This window comes from Oceanisphaera litoralis (assembly GCF_016907015.1).
Classification (GTDB): Bacteria; Pseudomonadota; Gammaproteobacteria; order Enterobacterales; family Aeromonadaceae; genus Oceanimonas; species Oceanimonas litoralis.
Window position 1 is genome coordinate 1 of record NZ_JAFBBE010000060.1, and the last position, 1,055, is coordinate 1,055.

1 protein-coding gene is annotated in these 1,055 nt (G+C 48.2%); it reads right to left on the reverse strand.

What is annotated here, in order from left to right; all coding sequences use genetic code 11:
• A partial coding sequence (locus tag HNR62_RS16070) for an IS4 family transposase (RefSeq protein ID WP_204797089.1) occupies positions 1-906 on the reverse strand: 906 nt, incomplete at its 3' end.
• Between the last annotated feature and the right edge of the window lie 149 nt (positions 907-1,055).

Consider the following 1,055-nt stretch of genomic DNA (forward strand, 5'->3'; position numbering starts at 1 on the left):
CCTTAGACCGTACAAATTGCAGATGTCTACCGCTGTAAAAGTGTCTCTCGACAGGTTGGTTATCAGGTAGCCGATGCAGGACTTACGTCGGTCCCAGAATGCGATCAGACGGAAAGTTCCTGGACGATTACACCACCTAACCGTCAGATCTAATTGCTGCTCCTGCCGAAGCTTGAGAGAGCGAAGCTTTTTACCCTGCAATCCTTTCACTTGAACACCGCTCTCATCAACAGCATCAAGGATATCAGGGTTGATGCTGTTACTGGCTCGGATCACATAGAACCCGTTGTATTGGTCTACCCGGTGGCAGTAGCTGATGTCGAAATAGCCGGCATCCATAAGGATAAGGGTATCCTTGAGTTCATCTGCATAAGGATTATACAAACGCTCACTCTCCTTATCGGCATCAATGGCCAGGTAGTTTGCCGTGCCTGCCAGCAAATCCATGGTCAAGTGCAACTCAATGGCCGCCGGCGTTGTTTTGGTAAATCTCCCGGGAAAGACACCAGCCAACGCAGAATGCAATTTGAGGGAGCTGCCATCATGTAAGTGTATCTTTTTGAATGGGTATTTTTCAGGAAGTGCATCCTGAAAAGGCTGTAGCAACCAGCGCTTGGTTGCCTCATTAACCAGACTTTCAAGCATTTGCGTTAGGGATGCCTTCTTCAGCTGGTTATGGAATGGCTTGTAGTTCGGCATGGTTCCACTCAGTGCGCCGAAGGTACGGTGTATGTCAGCCAGGTTGGCGTTGGATTGCGAGCTCAGAGTTTGTACGATGGCACCAATGAGATGGAGTGGAGAGAGCTGCCGTAACCGTTTGATAAAGCCAGTCTTACGGGCCAGACCGAGCAGGTATTGAGGTTCAAACAGGGATTTCAGATTTTGCTGGATAGTGGTAATCTTCATGGGTGCTGTCTGTTGTGAGTTTTTTGATTTTTGGCGAAACCATTAGATCACAGCAGCAGCACACTTCAAACCATTTTTCTGATAAATCAATCGACTAGCCTCCCTGTAGCAAGCTTTGACAGCAGCCTCCGCTTAAGATCCTACGAATG